The following is a 21,576-nucleotide window of genomic DNA, read 5'->3' as shown; positions in this document are numbered from 1 at the left end:
CTCAGCGCCGTCCGCTGCGCACGGTCCACACCAGCAACACTACGCCGCATAGGCCGGCGCCGATGAAGCCGGCCAGCCCCAAGGCGGTGCGGAAGCGGCTGGGCACGCCACCGCTGTCGATCACGATCGAGGAGCCCACGATCAGCGCGGCGGTGATGATGCCCATGGTCAGCCGGTTGACCGCATGGGCGAACTGGTTGCCGAACGGGCGCAGGCTAGTCACCTCCAACTGGATGTTGCCGCGGCCGTAGCGGCGCAGTAGGCGGCGCAGCTCGCGCGGCAGGTCCTCGAGCAGGTCCAGCGATCCGGCCAGGGCGCGCTGGCCGCGGCGGGCGAGCCGGCGCGGCGCATAGCGCCGCAGCATCGCCCGCTCCAGGAACGGCCGCGCCTGGCCAGCCATGTCGAACTCGGGGTCCAGCAGGCGGCCAAGGCCTTCCAGGGTCAGGAAGGCCTTGACCATCAGCGCCAGGTCGCCCGGCAGCACCAGGCCGTGTTCGCGCAGCAGCGCCGAGATGCCCAGCAGCATCCGGCCCATGCGCAGGTCCTTGAGCGGGAGGCCACGGTACTGGTCGATCATCTCGTCGATGTCGGCCTGCAGGCGCTCCTCGTCCACCTCGGCATCGCCGGCCCAGTCGATCAGGATGTCGGCCACGTCCTGCGGCTGCTGGGCCACCATGCCGTAGAGCAGCCGCGCGATCTGCGCCCGGCGCGGGGCGCTGACGTGACCGACCATGCCGAAGTCGATCACCGCGATGCGCCCGTCGGGCAGGTAGAACAGGTTGCCCGGGTGCGGGTCGGCGTGGAACAGGCCGTCCTCCAGCACCATCTTCATCACGATGTCCGCCCCGGCCTGGGCCAGGCCGCGCCGGTCCAGGCCGGCGGCCTCCACCCCGGCGATGTCCGCGCCGGGGATGCCCTCGACGAAGGCCTGCACGTTCAGGCGTTCGCTGGTCCAGGCCCAGTAGACCTTGGGCACGACCATCTCCGGATGGCCGGCGAAGTTGGCCGCGATGCGCTCGGCGTTGTGGCATTCGGCGGCGAAGTCCAGCTCGTTGCGCAGCGAGGCGGTGAACTGCCGCACCATCTCGCGCGGGCGGTAGCGGCGCAGCTCGGGCGCGCGCGCCTGGACGATCTCGGCCAGCCGCGCCAGCAGGCGCAGGTCGGCCTCGATCGTCTCGCGGATGCCAGGCCGGCGGATCTTGAGGATCACCGCGGTGCCATCGGCGAGCCAGGCGCGGTGGGTCTGGGCCAGCGAGGCGGCGGCCAGCGCGGTGGTGTCGATACGGGCGAACACTGCCTCGGGCTCGGCGCCCAGGTCCTCGCGCACCTGCGCGCGGATCAGTTCGAAGTCCAGCGCCGGCACGTTGTTCTGCAGCTGGCCCAGTTCGCGCAGGAACTCCGGCCCCAGCAGGTCCACGCGCGTGGCCAGGATCTGGCCCAGCTTGATGAAGGTCGGCCCCAGCTCCTGCAGCGCCCGGCGCAGGCGCTCGGGCGTGGACATGGTCAGGTATTCCTCGGCGTGCTCCAGGCGCAGCAGGCGGCCGGCCTTCTCCAGCGCGCCGGTCATGCCGATACGACGGGCCACGTCGCCGAAGCCGTAGCGCACCAGCACCGTGGCGATCTCCTGGATGCGCCCCAGGTCGCGCACGGTGGACAGGGTCTCCCACAGCGCGCCGTGGGGCTTGTTCACAGCGCCTGACCCAGCCCGCTCAACGCCGCGGCCACGGTCTGGCGGCGCACCGCGTCGCGGTCGCCGTCGAAGTGGAACACCTGGGCGCGGGCGTAGCCGCCGCGCCGCTTCCAGCCGATCCACACCGTGCCCACCGGCTTGTCCTCGCTGCCGCCGCCGGGGCCGGCGATGCCGGTCACCGCCACGGCCACGCTGGCGCCGGAATTGACCAGCGCGCCGGAGACCATCTCGATCACCGTCTCGCGGCTGACCGCGCCGAAGGTCTCCAGCGTTTGCGGGCGCACGCCCAGCATCGCCTGCTTGGCCTCGTAGCTGTAGGCGGCCATGCCGCAGTCGAACCAGGCCGAGGAGCCGGCGATGTCGGTCATGGCCTTGGCGATCCAGCCGCCGGTGCAGCTCTCGGCGGTGACCAGGCGGTCGCGCTGCTCGTGCAGGCGCTGGCCGACCGCGGTGGCCAGTTGGGTCAGTTCGGCATCGGAAGGCGGCATGGGGCGTCCAGGGTCAGGCAGGTCCGTTCCAGTATCCCAGATCGTCGGACCCGGCCCGATCGGGCGCGGCATCGTGCGATGCCGCGTGCGTTTTCCGTGTAAACGATTACATTTCACCACCTGACCCCGCCACCTACGTGGCCCGAACACGCTTAAGCCCTGGAGGGAGCGGCATGACCCAACACCGAATCACGCGGCGACAGCTGCTTACCGCCGCGGGCGCGGCCACCCTGCTCTCGCAACTGCCGATGGGCCTTGCGCTGGGCCGCGCGCGCGACGGCGCGAAGACACCGGCCTTCATCGACGACCTGATCGGCCGCATGAGCCTGGTCGAGAAGGCCGGCCAGCTGACTCTGATGGCCTCGGCCAGCCAGAACGGTGCGGCCGCGGCGGCCAACCCGATCAGCAACACCTCGGCAGTGTCGGCGCAGGTGGCCGCGGTCAAGGCCGGCCAGCTGACCGGCGTGTTCAACAGCTCCAACGTGCTCTGGCACGAGCGCCTGCAGAAGGCCGCCATGCAGAGCCGGCTGAAGATCCCGATGCTGTTCGCCGCCGACGTCATCCATGGCTTCACCACGGTGTTCCCGGTGCCGCTGGGCGAGGCGGCCAGCTTCGAGCCGGAGCTGGCCCGGCGCACCGCGCGCGCGGCGGCGATGGAAGCATCGGCGGTCGGCATCGACTGGACCTTCGCGCCGATGGTGGACATCGCCCGCGACGCGCGCTGGGGCCGCGGCGTGGAAGGCAGCGGCGAGGACGTGCTGCTGGGCAGGCGCATGGCGGCCGCGCGCGTGCACGGCTTCCAGGGCGAGCGCGGCCTGGCCGACCCCGAGGCCGTGGTCGCCTGCCCCAAGCATTTCTGCGCCTACGGCGCGGCCGAAGGCGGCCTGGACTACAACACCACCGACGTGTCCGAACGCGTGCTGCGGCAGACCTATTTCCCGCCGTTCCAGGCCGGCTTCGACGCCGGGGCGATGACCACGATGGCCTCGTTCAACGAGATCTCCGGCATCCCGGCCACGGCCAACCACTGGCTGCTGGACGATGTGCTGCGCGGCGAATGGGACTTCACCGGCGTGGTCGTCTCCGACTACACCGGCGATGAGGAACTGATCGCCCATGGCTTCGCCCGCGACGGGCGCGATGCGGCGCGGCTGGCGATCCTGGCCGGCGTGGACATGAGCATGCAGAGCGCGCTCTACCTCAAGCACCTGCCCTCACTGGTGGAAAGCGGCGAGGTGCCGATGGCGGTGGTCGACCGCTCGGTGCGGCGCGTGCTGCAGCTCAAGGCGCAGCTGGGTCTGTTCGACGATCCCTTCCGCCGGATCAAGCCATCGGCGCCCTCGCGCCAGCGCCTGCCCGAGACGCTGGAGCTGGCGCGCGAGGCCGCGCGCAAGTCGGTAGTGCTGCTGAAGAACGAGGACGACGTGCTGCCGCTGCGCACCAGCGGCCAGCGCATCGCCCTGATCGGCCCGCTGGCGCAGGACTGGGACAGCACCAAGGGCCCGTGGACGCTGTTCGAGGGCGACGATACGGGCAGCGACCTGGCCACCGGCATGAAGCAGACGCTGGCCGATCCTTCGCTGCTGCAGGTGGTTGCAGGCTGCGGCTACCAGAAGCCGCTGGCCGGCGGCGTGCAGGAGGCGGTAGCCGCCGCGCGCGCGGCCGACGTGGTCGTGATGGCCATCGGCGAATCGCGCGACGACTCGGGCGAGGCGCGTTCGCGCACCTCGATCACCGTGCCCCAGGTGCAGCAGGACCTGCTCGACGCGGTCGCGGCCACCGGCAAGCCGGTGGTGGTGGTGCTGGGCAACGGCCGCGCGCTGGCGCTGGGCAAGCTGGCGCCCAAGGCGCAGGCGGTGCTGGTGGGCTGGTACCTGGGCTCGCGTTCGGGCCTGGGGCTGTGCGATGTGCTGTTCGGCGCGCACGGGCCGTCGGCGCGCCTGCCGGTCAGCTTCCCGCGCGAGTCCGGCCAGGTGCCGTACTACTACGACCACAAGACCACCGGCCGGCCCGATCCGGAGCCGGAGAAGCTCAGCCCGTTCAAGACGCGCTACATGACCGCGCCGAACTCGGCGCTGTTCCCGTTCGGCCATGGGCTGACCTACGGGCGGATCGAATACGGCGGGCTGGACATCGGCGATGGCCGGCTGCCGGCCGACGGCGCGCTGACCGTGCGCGCCACGATCAGCAACCGCGGCAGCCGCGCGGCCGAGGAAGTGGTGCAGCTGTACGTGCACGACCGCGCGGCCAGCATCACCCGGCCGGTGCAGGAGCTGAAGGACTTCCGCAAGATCCGCCTGGAGCCCGGCGCCAGCGCGCAGGTCGAGTTCACCCTGCGCCGCGCCGATCTGCTCTTCATCGGCCAGGATCTCAAGCCCACGGTCGAGCCGGGCCTCTTCGATGTCTGGGTGGCGCCGTCGGCCGAGGTGGACGGGCTGCACGGGACGTTCGAACTGTTGGGCTGATCCCCGCATTGGGGGCCGCGGTCTCTTCACACCACGTCGCGGCCGCCCTGTAGAGCGGAGCTTGCTCCGCTGTCCTTCGGCCGGATCGTGGGAGAGCGCCAGCGGAGCGAGCTCCGCTCTACAGGCGGCGCTTGTCGGCGGTGTCGCATGCGGGGCGGGTGGCTAGGCTACGCTTGCGCCTTCCGCTCCCCTCGCCCGCGCGCATGCCTCAACTCGAGCACTACGGTTCCAACGAAGACGGCTTGATCTGGGGCTACCGGTTCGTGCCCGGCCAGCCGGCCGAGGCGTTCGGCAGCGAGGCCGTCGATGCCTTCCTGGCCGATCCGCAGGCCAGTGCGCGCGGCGAGTTCCTGTGGCTGCACTTCTCGCTGGCCAACCAGGCCTCGCGGCGCTTCCTGGCCAACCGCCTGACCCTGCCGGAAGCCTTCCACGACTCGCTCGGCAGCGGCGTGGGCTCGACCCGGCTGGAGCTGGACGAGGGCGCGCTGGTGGCGGTGATCCACGACGTGCTGTTCGACTCCACCTTCGATGCGTCCGAGGTCGGCACCACCACGCTGAGCATCGCGCCGCGGCTTGTGGTCAGCGCGCGGCTGCGGCCGCTGCGTTCGGTCGAGCAGCTGCGCACGGCGGTGCGCAACGGCCAGGACTTCCGCTCGCCGGTGGACCTGCTGGCGCATCTGCTGCGCGACCAGGCCAGCGTGCTGGGCGACATCGTGCGCAAGTCGACCGCGCGCGTGGACCAGATCGAGGACCGGCTGCTGGACAACCGCGTGGCCACCGACCGCAAGGAGCTGGGCGCGCTGCGCCGCTCGCTGGTGCGGCTGCAGCGCCTGCTGGCACCCGAGCCCACCGCCCTGTTCCGGCTGTTGAACCGGCCGCCAGCCTGGATCAGCCGCGACGACGTGATCGACCTGCAGCAGGCGGCCGAGGAGTTCTCCACCGCCGTGGGCGATTCGGCCTCGCTGGTCGAGCGGGTCAAGCTGATCCAGGAAGAGCTGGCCGCACTGGTCAACGAGCAGAGCAGCCGCACGCTGTTCATCCTGACCGTGGTCACCGTATTGGCGCTGCCGGTCAACCTGATCGCCGGCCTGTTCGGCATGAACGTGGGCGGCATGCCGCTGGCCAGCTCGGCGCACGGCTTCGCCGTGGTGGTGACCGGACTGGTGCTGCTGACCGCGGTACTGGCGTGGCTGGCCTTCGGTCGGCGCGCGGATTAGGCGTTCGCCGGGATTCGCTGACAGCGACGGAATTCGACGACGAACTCGAGGTGCGCGGCCTTCCGCCTCAGAGCATCTCCAGCGCGCGCTTGGCCCTTGGCGGCGGGAAGGCGCGGTCCAGATCGGCCAGATCCTCTTCGATGAGCGTGAGCGACAGCGCGCCGGCGTTGTCCTCCACATGCGCGCGGCTGGCGGCCTTGGGGATGGGGATGACGCCCTGGCGGCGCAACACCCAGGCCAGCGCGACCTGGAGATCGCTGGCGTTGTGGCGCCGGGCGATCTTTTGCAGCGCCGCGTGGCCCTTGAGCCGGCCCTGCTCCACCGGGCTGTAGGCCATCGCCGCGATCTGACGCTCTTCCAGCCACGGCAGCAGGTCGTATTCGGGCCCGCGCCGGGCGAGGTTGTAGAGAATCTGGTCGGTCGCGCAGTGCGTGCCGCCGGCGTCGATGAGTTCCTCCATGTCGTCCACGTCGAGGTTGCTCACGCCCCAGTGGCGGATCTTGCCGGCCTGACGCAGCGCCTGCATCGCCTCGACGGTCTCGGCCAGCGGCACCGCGCCGCGCCAGTGCAGCAGGTACAGGTCGATGTGATCGGTGCCCAGGTGGCGCAGGCTGCGTTCGCACGCCTGCGGCAGACGGCTGCGCGAGGCGTTCTGTGGGTAGGCCTTGCTGACCACGAACACGTCGTCGCGCCGGCCCTGGATCGCCTCGCCGACCAGGCGCTCGGACGCGCCCTCGCCGTACATCTCGGCCGTATCGATCAGGCGCAGGCCCAGGTCGATGCCGCGCTGCAGGGCTTCGATCTCCGCCTTGCGCCGCGCCGGATCGTCGCCCATGTTCCAGGTGCCCTGGCCGAGAGCCGGGACGTCCTGGCCGCCGAGTCGGGTGGTCGGAATGGGAGACATGGCGGAGCACCTGCGCTGCACGACGAGACTTGCCGTGCGGACGAACGTAATGCTCGAGCGCTCAGCGAAACGTGAGCGGCACGCGGACAATGTGTGCAGCAGCGAACATGCATCCGCGTCCCTCGCCCTTCAGCATCACGAGGGCAGACAGGGCGTCGACCTCAAGCGCGCTCGCTGGTGATGGTCGCGCCCTCGCGCATCACCAGGGTGACCGGCGTGCGCGCGACCACGTCGAGCAGACGTTCCCACTGCGCATCGCTCAGCGCCGCCGAGGCGTGCAGCTTGCGATGCACGTGCAGCTTGCCGTCGGCGTCGCGCTCGGAGGACAGCTCGGCGCTGAATTCGCCCAGGTCCCAGCCCTTCTTCTGCGCGTACATGCGCAGCGTGATGGCGGTGCAGGCGGCCAGCGAAGCGAGATACAGGTCGAACGGCGCCATGCCCTGATCCTGCCCGCCCAGCGCGGCCGGCTCGTCGGCAATCAGCGTGTGGTGCGCAGTGGAAATGCGGTGGGCGTAGTCGGTGCCGGTGGACTGGATGCGGACGTGGGACATGCGGGACTCCTGTGGTTCATCGCCTGGTGGAAGACTGTGCCAGTTCGCCGCCAAACGGAACGGGCGAGCCGATGCGGGTCGTGCTGGCTGCGGTGCGCCCTCGTTGATCTCCGCCGCTTATCGCCCGGCATCGCCGGAAGCGGAAACCGGACGCGACAGCGCGACATGCGCTTCCATGCAGGCCACCAGGGCGTCGAACACTGCCTTGCAGCGCCGGCTGCCGCGCAGGTCGCCGTGCATCGTGACCCAGGCCTCGAGCGGAAACGAGAACGCGTCGGGCAGCACGCGGATCAGGTTGCAATCGCGCCTTGCGAGCGCCACCTTGCAGGCGCCGATGCCGCAGCCGGCGCGGATCATGGCCAGCTGCGCCACATCGCTGTCGCTGCACAGCGCGAAGGCGTCGCGGCCCAGGAACGGGAAGCGCGCCGTGGCGGCACGCAGGAACGGCGTTTCGCGATCGAAGCCGATCAGGGCGTGCTGCTTCAGTCCGGCGAGCGTGGCCGGCGTCCCGTGCCGTTCGAGATAGTCGGCGTGGGCGAACAGCCCCAGCTCGATGCTGCCGACCCGGCGTGCGACCAGGGCCCGCTGACGGGGCGGAGTCATGCGGATGGCGATATCGGCCTCGCGCTGCAGCAGGTCCTGCACGCGGTTGGTCGGCACCAGTTCGATCTTCAGCAGCGGGTGCTCGTTGCGCAGGCGTGCCAGCGCCTGCGGCAGCACCTCGATGCCGATGACCTCGCTGGCCGAGATGCGCACGGCGCCGCGGATGCCCTCGCCCTGGCTGAGGGCTTCGCGCTCCAGGGCGGCGGCCGTGTTGCGCATGGCCTCGGCATGCCCCCGCAGCGCGACGGCGGCATCGGTCGGCACCAGGCCGGCCTGCGTGCGGGTGAACAGGGTCTGCCCGAAGGCGGTTTCCAGGGCGGTGATGTGCCGGCCGACGGTCGGCTGGGTGATGCCCAGGGCACGCGCGGCGCCGGACAGCGAACCTTCCGTCAGGACGGACAGCAGGCTGCGGTAGTGCTCCCATCCGATCTTCTCGGCCATACGAAAATGTATAGCGGATCGATGGCGATCGGCAATTCACAGCCATCCGGATCTGGCCGACGCTGCCTGCCTCCCATCGACAGGAAGGAAGCAGCTCCATGGATATCTCTTCGAACAAACAAGCGCTGGTCCTGGGCGCCAGCGGCGGCATCGGCGGCGAAGTCGCGCGCCAGCTGCGCGATGCGGGCTGGCGCGTCCGGGCCCTCAAGCGCGGCCTGGACACGGTGGCCGAGCAGCGCGATGGCATCACCTGGCAGCGCGGCGACGCGATGAACCGCGACGATGTCATGAGCGCCGCGCGCGGGTGCCAGGCCATCGTCCATGCGGTCAATCCGCCGGGCTATCGCCACTGGGCGCAGCGCGTCCTGCCGATGGTGGACAACACCATCGCCGCCGCCATCGCCGAACGCGCCACGATCGTCCTGCCAGGGACGGTCTACAACTACGGCCCCGACGCGTTTCCCCTGATCGCCGAGGACGCCCCGCAGCATCCGGCCAGCCGCAAGGGCCGCATCCGCGTGGAGATGGAGGACCGCCTGCACGCTGCCACCACGCGGGGCGCGCGTGTGATCGTGGTGCGCGCCGGTGACTTCTTCGGGCCGCGCGCGGGCAACAGCTGGTTCTCGCAGGGCCTGGTCAAGTCGGGCCAGCCGGTGAAGAAGATCCTGCTTCCCGGAAAGCCAGGCGTCGGGCACCAGTGGGCTTACTTGCCCGATGTGGCGCGGACGATGGTGGCACTGCTCGGTCGCGGCAAGACCCTGGCGCCCTTCGCCCGCTTCCACATGGCCGACCACTGGGACGCGGATGGAACCCGCATGGCGCAGGCGATCCGCGCCGTCGTCCGCAGGCATGGACAGGACCCGGCCATGGCGGCCTTCCCCTGGTGGCTGACCTGGGCGCTGGCGCCATTCGTCCCGACCCTGCGCGAGCTGCGGGAAATGCGGTACCTCTGGAACGCGCCGGTGCGTCTGGATGGCCGACACCTCGCGGCCGTCCTGGGCGAGGAGCCGCACACGCCACTGGAAGATGCGGTGGAGGCGACGCTGGCCGGGATGGGCTGCATCCCCCGCACGGGCGCGTCGCCGGCCTCAGCGCGTACCAACTGATGCATACACGCCTGCCGCTCGTCCTTAGCGCAGCGGCTCCATAAGAAGCCCTTGCGCAAATCCAGACGCAGCGCCGCGCCGACATCAGCCCCCACAGACACCCGGTTCCTGCCCAGCGGGGAAGGACGGGTGCGGTCAGCCGTTCTAAACTTGGCGCCCGGCGTGTCCGCCGACGCCGGGCGCCGCGACAGGCGCATCGCCTGATGCCAAGGGCGCCCAGCCCTCAGCCGCCGCCTCGCCTCGCGCCCAGCCTGACCGCTCCCCCACCGAGAACCCGATGTTGCAGTCCACCGATTCAGCAGCCAAACCGAGCAACAGCAAGGGCGCCGTCGAGCACACGCCCCTGATGAAGCAGTTCTTCGCGGCCAAGTCCGAGTATCCGGACCTGCTGCTGTTCTTCCGCATGGGCGACTTCTACGAGCTGTTCTACGACGACGCGCGCAAGGCCGCGCGGCTGCTGGACATCACCCTGACCCAGCGCGGCAGCTCGGGCGGCGCGCCGATCCCGATGGCCGGCGTGCCGGTGCACGCCTACGAGGGCTATCTGGCGCGGCTGGTGGCGCTGGGCGAGTCGGTGGCGATCTGCGAGCAGATCGGCGACCCGGCCCTGGCCAAGGGCCTGGTCGAACGCAAGGTGGTGCGCATCGTCACCCCGGGCACGGTCACCGACGAGGCGCTGCTCAACGAGCGCCGCGACACGCTGCTGATGGCGCTCGCGCGCGGCAAGGCCGGCTACGGGCTGGCGTGGGCGGATCTGGCCGGCGGGCGCTTCCTGGTCAACGAGGTCGAATCCGACGACGCGCTGGAGGCCGAGCTGGCGCGCCTGGAGCCGGCCGAACTGCTGGTCCCCGACGAGGAAGGCTGGCCGACATTCCTGGCCGGGCGCAGCGGCGTGCGCCGGCGCGCGCCGTGGCTGTTCGATGCCGACAGCGGCCGGCGCCAGCTGCTGCAGTTCTTCAAGCTGCACGACCTGACCGGCTTCGGCATCCAGGACCGGCCGCAGGCCATCGCCGCCGCCGGCGCGCTGCTGGGCTATGTCGAGGAGACGCAGAAGTCGCAGCTGCCGCATCTGAGCGCCATCGCGCTGGAGCCTTCGGCCGAGGCGATCGCCATGAACGCCGCCACGCGCCGCCACCTGGAGCTGGACACGCGCGTGGACGGCGACGTGCGCCACACGCTGCTGGGCATCCTGGACAGCACGGTCACGCCGATGGGCGGGCGCCTGCTGCGCCGCTGGCTGCATCGCCCGCTGCGCGCGCACGACGTACTGAACCAGCGCCACCACGCCGTGGAGACCCTGATCGAGCGCGGCACCGCGAACGACCCCACGACCAGCGTCGGCCAGGCGCTGCGCGAGGCCTTCCGCGCCTTCGGCGATGTCGAACGCATCCTCACCCGCGTGGCGCTGCGCTCGGCGCGCCCGCGCGACCTGTCCACGCTGCGCAACAGCCTGGCGCTGCTGCCGCGCCTGCGCGAACTGCTCGCGCCGCTGGATTCGCCGCGCCTGGCGTCGCTGGCCTCGGCCATGGGCGAGCACGACGCCACCGCGCACCTGCTGGTCAGCGCCGTGGCCGAGCAGCCGCCGCTCAAGCTCACCGATGGCGGCGTGCTGGCCGAAGGCTTCGATGCGGAACTGGACGAACTGCGCCAGCTGTCGACCAACGCCGACCAGTTCCTGATCGACCTGGAGGCGCGCGAACGCGCCTCCAGCGGCATCGCCACGCTGAAGGTCGGCTACAACCGCGTCCACGGCTACTACATCGAGATCAGCAAGGGCCAGGCCGACAAGGCGCCGGTGCACTACACCCGCCGCCAGACCCTGACCAATGCCGAGCGCTACATCACCGAGGAACTCAAGGCCTTCGAGGATAAGGTGCTCTCCGCGCGCGAACGTGCGCTGGCCCGCGAGCGGGTGCTGTACGAGCAACTGCTGGATGCGCTGGGCGAGGTGCTCGAGCCGCTCAAGCGCTGCGCGGCGGCGCTGAGCGAACTGGACGTGCTGTGCGCCTTCGCCGAGCGCGCCCAGGCGCTGGACTGGACCCGGCCCGAACTGCTCGAGGCGCCCTGCCTGCTGATCGAACGCGGCCGCCATCCGGTGGTCGAGGCCGTGCGCAACGAGCCGTTCGAACCCAACGACCTGCGCCTGGACGGCAGCGACACCGCCGCGGCGCGACGCATGCTGGTGATCACAGGCCCGAACATGGGCGGCAAGAGCACCTACATGCGCCAGAACGCGCTGATCGTGCTGCTGGCGCATATCGGCAGCTTCGTGCCGGCCAGTCGCGCGCAGATCGGGCCGATCGACCGCATCCTCACCCGCATCGGCGCCGGCGACGATTTGGCCCGCGGCCAGTCGACCTTCATGGTGGAAATGGCCGAGACCAGCTACATCCTGCACCACGCCACGCGTCATTCGCTGGTGCTGATGGACGAGATCGGCCGCGGCACCTCGACCTACGACGGCCTGGCGCTGGGCGACGCGGTCGCGCGCCACCTGGCCGCGGTCAACCGCTGCTACACGCTGTTCGCCACGCACTACTTCGAGCTGACCGCGCTGGCCGACGAGAGCGTCGAAGGCGGCCCCAGCGGCATCGCCAACGTGCATCTGGATGCGATCGAGCATGGCGAATCGCTGGTGTTCATGCATGCGGTCAAGGACGGCGCGGCCAACCGCAGCTTCGGCCTGCAGGTCGCCGCGCTGGCCGGCCTGCCGCGCAGCACGTTGAACCAGGCGCGTCGCCGCCTGGCCGAACTGGAACGGCGCGGCAGCGACACCCACGCCTCGAAGATGGCGCCGCAGGCGCTGGACGCGCCGCAGCAGTTCGGCCTGTTCGCCGCCGCACCCTCGGCGGCGCAGGAAGCCCTGGCCGCGCTCGACCCGGACGAACTCAGCCCCAAGCAGGCACTGGAGGCGCTGTACCGGTTGAAGGCGCTGCTGTAGCGAGCGCGAATCGCTGTTGAGGATCGCTGCTCCGGTGGGAGCCGACTTCGTGGGAAAAACACGAGGGATCGGCTTGGCGGGAGCCACTGTCTCTTCCGATCACGTCGCCGCCCACTTGTAGAGCGGAGCTTGCTCCGCTGCGTTTCGATCAGAACTGGGGAAAGTCCCGGCGGAGCAAGCTCCGATGCGTTTTCGATCGGATCTTCGGGGAAGCCTCAGCGGAGCAAGCTCCGCTCTATAAGTGGGGCCGCCAGTAGCCATAAGACGGCCGCCACGGCGGCCCCCGCGGAGAACGGTCGATCAGGCAGAGACGCTCGCGGGCATGTTCGGGTTGGGATGCTGGAGGATGAGCGCGTTGTCGAGCTCGCCCGCGCGCAGCGCCGCCGGGCGCCCGGTATGGGCCTTGGCGAAGGCGACGAAGGCCGGGCGCGACTCCAGCTCGCCGGTGCGCAGGTAGTAGCCCAGGCAAGCGGCCACATACAGATCGGCCGCGGTGAAGTGGTTGCCCGCCAGGTGGGTGCGGCCCTCCACGGCCTGCTCCAGCGTGTCCAGCAGCGTGCCCTCCTCGCCGTAGCCGGCATCGAACGCCGACGCCAGCGTGCCGCTGTGCTTGGCGGTCAGGAAGGCCTCGAACGGCCCGGCCATGAAGAACAGCCAGCGCAGATAGGCCGCGCGCTCGGGCGAGTCTTCCGGCGGTGCCAGACGGCGCTCGGGCACCAGCTCGGCCAGGTAGGCGCAGATGGCCGCGTTCTCGGTGACGATGGCCTCGCCATGGCGTAGCGCCGGCACCTTGCCCATCGGGTTGATCGCCAGGTATTCGGGCGACTTCATCGGCGCGCCGAAGTCGATGATCTTCGCTTCGTACGGCAGGCCGGTCTCCTCGATCATCCAGCGCGCCACGCGGCCACGGGACATCGGATGGGTGTAGAGGATCAGGGGTTCTTGCATGACGGCGCTCCGCTGTGGATGAGCCGCCAGTGTCCTCAGCCCCTGCTGACAGCCACTGTCAGCAGCGCTCAGCGCACTACGGGCGCAGGCTTGAGCTGCGCACGCCAGCGCTTGATCAGCGCGTGGCGCTGGGCGGGATAGCGCTGGCCGGTGTCCACCAGCCACTGCATGCGGTCGGCGCGGAAATGGCGGAAGTCGCCGCGCAGTTCGCACCAGGCCGCCAGCAGACGCCTGTCGTCGAGGAAGGCCATCGCGAACGGCCACAGCGTGCGCTCGCTATCGCGTCCCTCGCCGTCGCGATAGCACACGCGCACCGCATGACCGGCGCGGATGGCCAGGCGCAGCGCCGGCAGCCACGGCTCCGGCGGCGGCGGCGTCCACTCCGGAGCGAACAGACCGCTGGTCTCCACCTCCAGACGCAGTCGCGCCGGCAGTACGCGGGTGACCCGCTCCATCGCGCGCTGCGCGGCGGCGGCCAGCTCCGGGTCGGCATGCGCGGCGACCCAGCGCGCGCCCAGCACCAGCGCCTCGAGTTCTTCCTCGCCGAAGTTCAGCGGCGGCAGCAGGAAGCCGGGCCGCAGCAGATAGCCCACGCCCGGGTCGCCGGCGATGTCGGCGCCCTGGTCGCGCAGGGTGGCGATGTCGCGATACAGCGTGCGCAGGCTGACGCCGAGCTGCTCGGCCAGGCGCGCGCCGGCCACCGGATGGCGTCGGCCGCCGAGGGCGTCGAGCAGGTGCAGCAGGCGCGTGGCACGGGCGGTCATCCCATCAGCATAGAGGCTGGCACGCGCGCGCCGGCAGCCGCGCGCGTTAACCCCGGCGCAATCCGCTTTGGGCTAACGTCCACGCCCCAATCCCTGACGGCGGAGCCGCACGATGACTTCTTCCCTTTCCGGCATGGCCGAGGCCTTGTTCCAGCAGCTGCAGGGCGCGCCCGTGCAGCAGATCTCCGCGCAGCTGGGGACCGCACCGGCCCAGACCCAGAGCGCCATCGCCACCGCGCTGCCGCTGCTGCTCGGCGCGCTGGGCCGCAACGCCCAGCAGCCGCAGGGCGCCGAAGCGCTGCTCGGCGCGCTGCAGCGCGACCACGCCGGGGCGGCCTCGGGCTTCGACCTGGGCGGACTGCTCGGCTCGGTGCTCGGCGGCGGCGCCGGTCCGCAGACCGACGGTGTCGGCATCCTCGGCCACATCTTCGGTGGCAGCACGCCGACGGCGGCCAGCGGGCTGGGCCAGGCGACCGGCCTGGGCGGCGAGAAGGCCAGCCAGCTGCTGGCGCTGCTGGCGCCGATCGTGATGTCCTACCTGGCCCAGCGTTTCCTCGGCAACGGCCAGGGCGACGCCTCGCAGCTAAGCCAGGCGCTGGGCCAGGAACATGCGCAGGTGCAGCAGTCCGGCGGCCTGGCCGGCGGCCTGCTGGGCAAGGTGCTCGACCAGGACGGCAACGGCCAGCTGGACCTGGGCGATCTGATGAAGCTCGGCGGCAGCCTGTTCGGCGGCTCGCGCTGAGAGCGCGCACCCGGCGTTGAGCCGGTAGGCGCTGCGCTTGGCGAGCGCGCGGCGCTCTTACGATAGCGACTGCCTATCGTAAGGTTCAGATCTATTGACTATTCATAGTCATCAAGGGCCGATACCGTTGCCGCATCTTTCCACGCAACGAGCCAGCGCCCATGAGCACGCCCAGCGACAACGCCACCCCCGCCCCGGTCGAGGCCCCGACCCCCGCTCCGGCCAAGTGCCCCTTCCACGAGGCGCCGCTGCAGGTGGCCGGCGGCGGCACCGGCAACCGCGACTGGTGGCCCAAGCAGCTGCGCGTGGACCTGCTCAACCAGCACTCCAACCGCTCCAACCCCCTGGGCGAGACGTTCGACTACCGCGCCGAGTTCGCCAAGCTGGACTACAGCGCGCTCAAGGTCGACATCCGCCGCGTGCTGACCGATTCGCAGGCCTGGTGGCCGGCCGACTGGGGCACCTACGCCGGCCTGTTCATCCGCATGGCCTGGCACAGCGCCGGCACCTATCGCATGGTCGATGGCCGCGGCGGTGCCGGGCGCGGCCAGCAGCGCTTCGCCCCGCTCAACAGCTGGCCGGACAACGTCAGCCTGGACAAGGCCCGGCGCCTGCTGTGGCCGGTCAAGCGCAAGTACGGCCAGCAGATTTCCTGGGCCGACCTGATGGTCCTGGCCGGCAACGTCGCGCTGGAGAGCAGCAGCTTCCGCACCTTCGGCTTCGGCGCCGGGCGCGAGGACGTGTGGGAGCCGGACCTGGATGTGAACTGGGGCGATGAGACCACCTGGCTGGCCCACCGCGACCCGGAAAGCCTGGCACAGAACCCGCTGGCCGCCACCGAGATGGGCCTGATCTACGTCAATCCCGAAGGCCCCAACGCCAGTGGCGATCCGGCCTCGGCCGCGGCCGCCATCCGCGCCACCTTCGGCAACATGGCCATGGACGATGAGGAGATCGTCGCCCTGATCGCCGGCGGCCATACCCTGGGCAAGACCCATGGCGCCGGCGCCGCCGACCACGTCGGCCTGGACCCGGAAGCGGCCGACCTGGAGGCCCAGGGCCTGGGCTGGCACAGCAAGTTCGGCAGCGGCGTGGGCGCCGATGCGATCACCTCCGGCCTGGAGGTGGTGTGGTCGCAGACCCCGACCCAGTGGAGCAACCACTTCTTCGAGAACCTGTTCAAGTTCGACTGGGTGCAGACCCGCAGCCCGGCCGGGGCGATCCAGTTCGAAGCCAAGGATGCGGACGCGCTGATTCCCGACCCGTTCGACCCGTCGAAGAAGCGCAAGCCGACCATGCTGGTCACCGACCTGACCCTGCGCTTCGATCCGGAGTTCGAGAAGATCTCGCGCCGCTTCCTGGGTGACCCGCAGGCCTTCAACGAAGCCTTCGCCCGCGCCTGGTTCAAGCTGACACACCGCGACATGGGCCCGAAGGCGCGCTACCTCGGCCCGGAAGTGCCGGCCGAAGACCTGATCTGGCAGGACCCGCTGCCGGCGCCGGTGCACCAGCCCGGCGCGGCCGACATCGCCGCGCTGAAGGACCAAATCGCCCAGTCCGGGCTGTCGGTGAGCGAGCTGGTGTCGGTGGCCTGGGCCTCGGCCTCGACCTTCCGCGGCGGCGACAAGCGCGGCGGCGCCAACGGCGCGCGTCTGGCCCTGGCCCCGCAGAAGGACTGGGCGGTCAACGCCGGCGCCGTGGCCGCGCTGCCTACCCTGCAGGCGATCCAGCAGGCCTCCGGCAAGGCCTCGCTGGCCGATGTGATCGTGCTGGCCGGCGTGGTCGGCATCGAGAAGGCGGCGGCCGCGGCCGGCGTCCAGATCGAAGTGCCCTTCACTCCCGGCCGCGTCGATGCGCGCCAGGACCAGACCGACGTGGCGTCCTTCGAGGCGATGGAGCCCATCGCCGATGGCTTCCGCAACTACCGGCGCCTGCCCGGCGGCCCGACCACCGAGACGCTGCTGATCGACAAGGCACAGCAGCTGACCCTGACCGCGCCGGAGCTGACCGTGCTGATCGGTGGCCTGCGCGTGCTGGGCGCCAACGTGGACGACTGCGCGCACGGCGTGCTGACCGATCGGGTCGGCGTGCTGAGCAACGACTTCTTCCTCCACCTGCTGGACATGGGCACCGAGTGGAAGCCGACCTCCAAGGAGACCTACGAGGGCCGCGACCGCGCCACCGGCGAGATCCAGTGGACGGCCAGCCGCGCCGACCTGGTGTTCGGTTCCAACGCCGTGCTGCGCGCCCTGGCCGAGGTCTATGCCAGCGACGATGCCAGGCAGAAGTTCGTGCAGGACTTCGTGGCGGCGTGGACCAAGGTGATGGAGCTGGACCGCTTCGACCTGAAGTAAGTCCCGAACGCGCAGATCCACAACGCTCGGCGCAACGCGTCGATCGCACGACACCGCCCCTCCCCTTTGCGCAACGCGCAAGGGGGAGGCCGGGAGGGGGTGCTCTTCGCGGGAATCCCCCCGACCTCGAAATTTCTCTCGCCGCACGGGTGCGGCATCGCCACCACCCGCCTCAAGCCGCAACGACCAGCACGCTCCCCGCCTTGCCGCACAATACCGGGCCGATGCCACGCGCCCGTTCCCGCCATGAGTGATGCCTCCCACCGCGTGCATGGCGTGGGCCCCGAAGACGCCGCGCCGGACTGGCCGCCGCTGCGCGCCGACGAAGTCGACACCCTCCTGGCCGCCTACCCGCCGCTGGCCGCAGGCCCGCATCGCATCACCTGGCACAGCCCGCGTCCCCTGTCGGCCGCCGCCCTGGTGGAGACCGCGCACGGCCCGCTCTTCATCAAGCGACACCATCGCAGCGTACGCAGCGCCGATGGCCTGGAGGAGGAGCATCGCTTCATGGCGCATCTGCGCGACCGCGGCCTGCCGGTGGTCGAGGTATTCGCCGACGCGCACGGCCGCACCGCGCATGCGCACGGCGCGTGGACCTATGAAGTGCACCGCGCCGGCATCGGCGCGGACCTGTATCGCGAGACCACCTCGTGGACGCCGCTGACCGACCTGGCACAGGCGCGGCAGCTGGGCGCGATGCTCGCGCGGCTGCATCTGGCCGCGGCCGACTACGCCGCACCCCAGCGCAGCACGCATCTGCTGGTCGCACGCGACGATCTGATCCGCGCGGCCGATCCCGTCGCCGCACTGCAAGCGCAGCTCGCACAGCGCCCGGCGCTGGCCGAATGGCTGCGCGGGCGCGACTGGCAGGCGGACTTCGAACGCCATCTGCTGCCCTGGCATGCCGGCCTTGCCGAAGCCCTGCGCGATGAGCCGCGCCTGTGGGCGCACAACGACCTGCACGTCTCCAATCTGCTCTGGCAGAGCCAGGCCGATGCGCCGCGCATCAGCAGCGTGCTCGACTACGGCCTGGCCTCGCCGACCGGCGCGCTGTTCGACCTGGCCACCGCGATCGAACGCAACGCCATCGCCTGGCTGTCGCTGGAAGACGGCCTGGACGCCGCGCACGTGGACACCGCGCTGGCCCTGCTCGCCGGCTATCGCACGGTGGCGCCCCTGGTGCCGGACCGGGTGCGCCTGCTGGCCGATCTGCTGCCGCTGGTGCACCTGGATTTCGCCCTGTCCGAGGTCGAGTACTTCCACGCCATCACCCACGCGCCGGACAACGCGCAGGTGGCCTACGCGACCTTCCTGCTCGGCCATGCGGACTGGTTCGCCAGCGCGGCGGGCCAGGCCCTGCTGCAGGCGCTGCGCGCCGCCGCCTGAGACGCAGGGTGTGCAAATCGACGCCGAATGGTGTCCAATGCGCACTCTGAAGCGGGGGTGCCCGGCGTTGCCGGGCTGAGAGAGTCCCTTGGAACCTGATCCGGTTTGCACCGGCGTAGGGAGCTTTGAGCAGCACGGCAGGCACGCCCGGCAACGGCGTGCGCCGTGCGCGCCGTCGCTTCGTCCTTGAGCCCTTGCCTGGTGACGAACCGATGAACCGCCCACGCTCCACCCTGCTGCTGTCCTGCCTGCTGTCCTCCGCCGCGCTGCCGCTGCACGCGCAGCAGCAGACCGACGACTCCGCTTCCGCCGCCGAGGCCACCGACCTTGCGACCGTGCAGGTCAAGGGCCAGACCCAGGCCACGCCGACCAGCCAGTCCAACAGCTTCGGCCCCGACAGCTGGCGCGACACGCCGGCGTCGATCAACGTGCTGACCCGCGCCCTGATCGACGCGCGCCAGCCGCGCAGCCTGAGCGAGCTGGCGCACAACGACGCCTCGCTGGGCGACAGCTACGCGGCGGCCGGCTACTACCAGGACGTGTCGATCCGCGGCTTCGCGCTGGATCTGGCCACCGGCCTGCGCTTCAACGACCTGTCCATCGCCGGCGAGCAGCGCCTGGCGCTGGAGAACATCGCCCAGGTGGAGATCCTCAAGGGCGAGGCCGGCCTGACCGCCGGGATCATGGCGCCCGGCGGCATCCTCAACTTCGTGGCCAAGCGTCCCGAGCGCGTGCAGGAGCTCACCCTGGGCACCGATTCGCATGGCTCGCGCTACACCGCCGTGGACTGGGGCCGCTGGCTGACGCCGAGCTTCGGCCTGCGCTTCAACGCGGCCTGGGAAGACACCCATTCCTACATCGAGCACCTCGATGGCCGGCGCAATTTCTATTCGCTGGCCGCCGACTGGCTGATCGGCGACAAGGGCAAGCTGGAGCTGGACGGCAACTACCAGACCAGCTTGCAACGCTCGGCCTCGGGCTACCAGCTGCTGGGCGGCGACGCCCTTCCACCGCACCCCAGCGCGACCAAGCTGCTCGGCTACCAGCCCTGGGCGCAGCCGGTGGCGATCCAGACCACCAATCTCACCGCCCGCTACCGCTACCAGTTCAACGCCGACTGGCAGGGCAGCGTCGCACTCGGCAGCAGCCGCAGCGTGATCGACGACAACGTGGCCTTCGCCTACGGCTGCTTCTATGCGCCGCAGTGCGCCGATGGCAGCGTGCCGGGCAATTACTTCGCGCCCAACGGCGACTACGACGTCTACGACTATCGCAGCCCGGACGACACGCGCCACAACCAGCAGCTGCGCGCGCAGCTGCAGGGCAAGTTCCAGACCGGCGCGCTGCAGCATCAGCTGACCGTCGGCGTGGACGGCTATCGCCGCACGGTCGATCGCCGCCAGGACGTGTACGACTACGTCGGCACGGCCAACATCGACCAGGACACGCCGGTGTTCGCGCCCTCGCCCAACATGCCGGGCCCGTCCGCGCGCCGGTTGGATGACAAGCAGCGCGCGCTGTTCGCGCTGGACCGCATCACGCTGGGCGAGGGCTGGCAGTGGCTCGCCGGCGGGCGCTGGGTCCGGCTCACCGAGACGGCCAACGACAGCGAAGGCGTGCGCGAGCGCCGCACCAGGCTGAGCACCTTCCTTCCGCAGACCGCGCTGCTGTGGCAGGCCACGCCGCGACTCAACGCCTACGTCAGCTACAGCGAAGGCCTGTCGCTGGGCCAGGAGGCGCCGTACTGGACCTCCAACGCCGACAGCTTCCTGCCGCCGCTGCAGTCGCGCCAATGGGAGACCGGCGTGAAGTTCGCCGCCAGCGATGCGCTGGACCTGGGCGCGGCGCTGTTCCGCATCCGCCAGCCGTTCCAGTACGCGATGCCCGACGCCAGCGAGGCCGGCTACACCTTCGTCCAGCGCGGCCAGCAGGTGCATACAGGCCTGGAGCTCACCGCCAACGGCAGGCTGACCGAACAGCTGCGCATCGTCGCCAGCGCCAGCGTGCTGCGCGCGCGCGCCGACGAGAGCGGCACGCCCGCGGTCGACGGCCATCAGCTGATCAACGTGCCCAAGGCGCGTGCCAGCGTGTTCCTCGACTACCAGCTGCAGTCGCTGCCCGCTCTGAGCCTCAACGCCGGCTGGCGCTATGCCGCCGCCAACGTCGCCACCCCCGACGGCGCACTGCGCGTGCCGGCCTATCACGTGTTCGACGCAGGCTTGCGTCTGCGCAGCCAGATCGGCGGCCAGGCGCTGACCTGGCGGCTGTCGGTGGACAACGTGTTCGACAAGTTCTACTGGCGCGACACCGGCAGCAGCGGCGGCGACTACTACCTGTTCCCCGGCGCCCCGCGGCTGGCGCGCCTGACCGTGACCTGGGCGCTGTGAACATCGACGCGCTGGAATGGATCGGCGCGGCGGTCAGCGTGGCCGCGGTCTGGCTGGCCGCGCGCCGCCACATGCTGGGCTGGCCTGTGGGCCTGGCCTCGGTGGCGCTGTATACGCTGGTGTTCGTCGATGCGCGGCTGTACTCCGACGCACTGCTGCAGGTCGCCTTCGCCGGCTTCATCGTCTACGGCTGGCGCCGCTGGAAGGCCAACCTGGACGACGACGGCCTGGTGCGCGTGGCCGCGCTCGCGCCGGGCGCGGCGCTGCGCGACCTGGGGCTGGGCGCGCTCGGCGCGCTGCTGCTGGGCTTTGGCATGCACCGCTACACCGACGCGGCGCTGCCGTGGCTGGACGCGGCGTTGACCGCCTTCAGCCTGGTGGCGCAGTGGTGGCAGGGCCGCCGCCACGTGGCGGCGTGGTGGCTGTGGATCGTGCTGGATCTGATCTACGTCGGGCTGTACCTGTTCAAGTCGCTCGAGGTGACCGCGGCGCTGTACCTGGGCTTCGTCGGCCTGGCGGTGATGGGCCTGCGCCAGTGGCGCCGGGCGGCCCAGGCCGCGCCGCTGCCGGCGGCTTGACTGACGCGACG

16 protein-coding genes and 1 riboswitch are annotated in these 21,576 nt (G+C 70.8%); of the genes, 9 read left to right on the top strand and 7 right to left on the bottom strand.

The window, feature by feature from the left end; translation table 11 throughout:
* Position 1: 1 nt before the first annotated feature.
* Together EAT51_RS06455 and EAT51_RS06450 are read right to left on the bottom strand one after the other, a co-directional pair.
* Entirely contained in the window at positions 2–1,669 is a 1,668-nt protein-coding gene (locus EAT51_RS06455) for an ABC1 kinase family protein (protein WP_130519312.1), read from the bottom strand.
* Positions 1,670–1,686: 17 nt separating this feature from the next.
* Entirely contained in the window at positions 1,687–2,178 is a 492-nt protein-coding gene (locus tag EAT51_RS06450; RefSeq protein ID WP_130518983.1) for a CinA family protein, read from the bottom strand.
* Between the two features lie 173 nt (positions 2,179–2,351).
* On the opposite strand from EAT51_RS06450, the gene EAT51_RS06445 reads away from it, so the two are divergent.
* Together EAT51_RS06445 and EAT51_RS06440 are read left to right on the top strand one after the other, a co-directional pair.
* A complete protein-coding gene (locus EAT51_RS06445; RefSeq protein WP_130518985.1) occupies positions 2,352–4,643 on the top strand; it encodes a glycoside hydrolase family 3 N-terminal domain-containing protein in 2,292 nt (763 codons plus the stop codon).
* 203 nt (positions 4,644–4,846) lie between these two features.
* Positions 4,847–5,860: a transporter gene (locus EAT51_RS06440; protein WP_130518987.1), complete on the top strand. Its 1,014-nt coding sequence runs from the start codon at positions 4,847–4,849 to the stop codon at positions 5,858–5,860.
* A gap of 67 nt (positions 5,861–5,927) precedes the next feature.
* Here the strand turns inward: EAT51_RS06440 and EAT51_RS06435 are convergent, their stop codons facing one another.
* The 3 genes from EAT51_RS06435 to EAT51_RS06425 all read right to left on the bottom strand — a co-directional run bounded on the left by EAT51_RS06435 (position 5,928) and on the right by EAT51_RS06425 (position 8,359).
* A complete protein-coding gene (locus EAT51_RS06435) occupies positions 5,928–6,764 on the bottom strand; it encodes an aldo/keto reductase (RefSeq protein WP_130518989.1) in 837 nt (278 codons plus the stop codon).
* A 161-nt stretch (positions 6,765–6,925) separates the two neighbouring features.
* The gene (locus EAT51_RS06430; protein WP_130518991.1) at positions 6,926–7,315 is read right to left on the bottom strand and encodes an OsmC family protein; all 390 of its coding nucleotides are present in this window, start codon (positions 7,313–7,315) and stop codon (positions 6,926–6,928) included.
* Positions 7,316–7,432: 117 nt separating this feature from the next.
* Complete coding sequence (locus tag EAT51_RS06425; RefSeq protein WP_130518993.1) at positions 7,433–8,359, bottom strand: LysR family transcriptional regulator; 927 nt, start codon at positions 8,357–8,359, stop codon at positions 7,433–7,435.
* A gap of 104 nt (positions 8,360–8,463) precedes the next feature.
* On the opposite strand from EAT51_RS06425, the gene EAT51_RS06420 reads away from it, so the two are divergent.
* Together EAT51_RS06420 and mutS are read left to right on the top strand one after the other, a co-directional pair.
* Positions 8,464–9,465: an NAD-dependent epimerase/dehydratase family protein gene (locus tag EAT51_RS06420; protein ID WP_425478236.1), complete on the top strand. Its 1,002-nt coding sequence runs from the start codon at positions 8,464–8,466 to the stop codon at positions 9,463–9,465.
* 277 nt (positions 9,466–9,742) lie between these two features.
* On the top strand, positions 9,743–12,406 hold the full coding sequence (gene mutS / locus EAT51_RS06415; RefSeq protein ID WP_165421963.1) for a DNA mismatch repair protein MutS: 2,664 nt from the start codon (positions 9,743–9,745) through the stop codon (positions 12,404–12,406).
* Between the two features lie 300 nt (positions 12,407–12,706).
* Here the strand turns inward: mutS and EAT51_RS06410 are convergent, their stop codons facing one another.
* Both EAT51_RS06410 and EAT51_RS06405 read right to left on the bottom strand, forming a co-directional pair.
* Positions 12,707–13,354 (bottom strand): glutathione S-transferase family protein, encoded by a 648-nt coding sequence (locus tag EAT51_RS06410; RefSeq protein WP_130518997.1) that lies wholly within the window; start codon positions 13,352–13,354, stop codon positions 12,707–12,709.
* Between the two features lie 68 nt (positions 13,355–13,422).
* On the bottom strand, positions 13,423–14,118 hold the full coding sequence (locus EAT51_RS06405) for a helix-turn-helix transcriptional regulator (RefSeq protein ID WP_130518999.1): 696 nt from the start codon (positions 14,116–14,118) through the stop codon (positions 13,423–13,425).
* A 112-nt stretch (positions 14,119–14,230) separates the two neighbouring features.
* Between EAT51_RS06405 and EAT51_RS06400 the strand changes: the two genes are divergently transcribed.
* From EAT51_RS06400 to pnuC, 5 genes are all read left to right on the top strand, one after another.
* The gene (locus EAT51_RS06400) at positions 14,231–14,860 is read left to right on the top strand and encodes a DUF937 domain-containing protein (RefSeq protein WP_130519001.1); all 630 of its coding nucleotides are present in this window, start codon (positions 14,231–14,233) and stop codon (positions 14,858–14,860) included.
* Between the two features lie 161 nt (positions 14,861–15,021).
* Entirely contained in the window at positions 15,022–17,214 is a 2,193-nt protein-coding gene (gene katG, locus EAT51_RS06395; protein ID WP_130519003.1) for a catalase/peroxidase HPI, read from the top strand.
* A gap of 246 nt (positions 17,215–17,460) precedes the next feature.
* Complete coding sequence (locus tag EAT51_RS06390; protein ID WP_130519005.1) at positions 17,461–18,600, top strand: phosphotransferase enzyme family protein; 1,140 nt, start codon at positions 17,461–17,463, stop codon at positions 18,598–18,600.
* Positions 18,601–18,643: 43 nt separating this feature from the next.
* Positions 18,644–18,739: riboswitch (TPP riboswitch) on the top strand.
* Positions 18,740–18,812: 73 nt separating this feature from the next.
* A complete protein-coding gene (locus EAT51_RS06385) occupies positions 18,813–20,987 on the top strand; it encodes a TonB-dependent siderophore receptor (RefSeq protein ID WP_130519007.1) in 2,175 nt (724 codons plus the stop codon).
* Positions 20,984–21,565 (top strand): nicotinamide riboside transporter PnuC, encoded by a 582-nt coding sequence (gene pnuC, locus EAT51_RS06380; protein WP_130519009.1) that lies wholly within the window; start codon positions 20,984–20,986, stop codon positions 21,563–21,565. The genes EAT51_RS06385 and pnuC overlap by 4 nt, the downstream gene beginning before the upstream one ends.
* Positions 21,566–21,576 lie beyond the last annotated feature (11 nt).

This window comes from Pseudoxanthomonas winnipegensis (assembly GCF_004283755.1).
Taxonomy (GTDB): Bacteria; Pseudomonadota; Gammaproteobacteria; order Xanthomonadales; family Xanthomonadaceae; genus Pseudoxanthomonas_A; species Pseudoxanthomonas_A winnipegensis.
The sequence above is the reverse complement of the archived record's forward strand: the minus strand, read 5'-3'. Positions and strand labels throughout refer to the sequence as shown.

Bases quoted from the DNA above. Each gene is read 5' to 3' on its own strand.
- EAT51_RS06400 (WP_130519001.1), top strand. From the start codon at position 14,231: ATGACTTCTTCCCTTTCCGGCATGGCCGAGGCCTTGTTCCAGCAGCTG.
- EAT51_RS06390 (WP_130519005.1), top strand. From the start codon at position 17,461: ATGAGTGATGCCTCCCACCGCGTGCATGGCGTGGGCCCCGAAGACGCC.
- katG (WP_130519003.1), top strand. From the start codon at position 15,022: ATGAGCACGCCCAGCGACAACGCCACCCCCGCCCCGGTCGAGGCCCCG.
- EAT51_RS06435 (WP_130518989.1), bottom strand. From the start codon at position 6,764: ATGTCTCCCATTCCGACCACCCGACTCGGCGGCCAGGACGTCCCGGCT.
- EAT51_RS06410 (WP_130518997.1), bottom strand. From the start codon at position 13,354: ATGCAAGAACCCCTGATCCTCTACACCCATCCGATGTCCCGTGGCCGC.
- EAT51_RS06440 (WP_130518987.1), top strand. From the start codon at position 4,847: ATGCCTCAACTCGAGCACTACGGTTCCAACGAAGACGGCTTGATCTGG.
- EAT51_RS06425 (WP_130518993.1), bottom strand. From the start codon at position 8,359: ATGGCCGAGAAGATCGGATGGGAGCACTACCGCAGCCTGCTGTCCGTC.
- EAT51_RS06405 (WP_130518999.1), bottom strand. From the start codon at position 14,118: ATGACCGCCCGTGCCACGCGCCTGCTGCACCTGCTCGACGCCCTCGGC.
- mutS (WP_165421963.1), top strand. From the start codon at position 9,743: ATGTTGCAGTCCACCGATTCAGCAGCCAAACCGAGCAACAGCAAGGGC.
- EAT51_RS06430 (WP_130518991.1), bottom strand. From the start codon at position 7,315: ATGTCCCACGTCCGCATCCAGTCCACCGGCACCGACTACGCCCACCGC.
- EAT51_RS06450 (WP_130518983.1), bottom strand. From the start codon at position 2,178: ATGCCGCCTTCCGATGCCGAACTGACCCAACTGGCCACCGCGGTCGGC.
- EAT51_RS06445 (WP_130518985.1), top strand. From the start codon at position 2,352: ATGACCCAACACCGAATCACGCGGCGACAGCTGCTTACCGCCGCGGGC.
- EAT51_RS06385 (WP_130519007.1), top strand. From the start codon at position 18,813: ATGAACCGCCCACGCTCCACCCTGCTGCTGTCCTGCCTGCTGTCCTCC.